The organism is Streptomyces violens (assembly GCF_000717745.1).
Lineage (GTDB): Bacteria > Actinomycetota > Actinomycetes > Streptomycetales > Streptomycetaceae > Streptomyces > Streptomyces violens.
This window is the reverse complement of sequence record NZ_JOBH01000045.1, coordinates 1-429: the sequence shown is the minus strand read 5'-3', so window position 1 is coordinate 429 and position 429 is coordinate 1. Positions and strand designations below refer to the sequence as shown.

Here is a 429-nt window from a genome sequence, read left to right as displayed (position 1 = left end):
GGAGGGAATCGTCGAAGGTGGGACTGGCGATTGGGACGAAGTCGTAACAAGGTAGCCGTACCGGAAGGTGCGGCTGGATCACCTCCTTTCTAAGGAGCATCTAGATCTCGCAAGAGATCCAGAGCCACTACGTCGGCGAATGTTCGACGGTGGTTAGCTCATGGGTGGAACGTTGACTACTCGGCACCTTCGGCCTGTGGCCGCTAGTACTGCTCTTCGGAGCGTGGAACGCAGTCGCCGGTGGGATGTGTCGGGCACGCTGTTGGGTGTCTGAGGGCACGGCCGTAAGGCTGTTCCTTCAAACGCCGGCCCCGGTGAAGCGCCACAGTAGTGGTGTGTGACGGGTGGCTGGTCGTTGCTTGAGAACTGCACAGTGGACGCGAGCATCTGTGGCCAAGTTTTTAAGGGCGCACGGTGGATGCCTTGGCA

1 rRNA gene is annotated in these 429 nt (G+C 59.7%); it reads left to right on the top strand.

The features are described from left to right. A 16S ribosomal RNA gene (locus IF04_RS0135310) occupies window positions 1–89 on the top strand; the annotation flags it as partial. Window positions 90–429 lie beyond the last annotated feature (340 nt).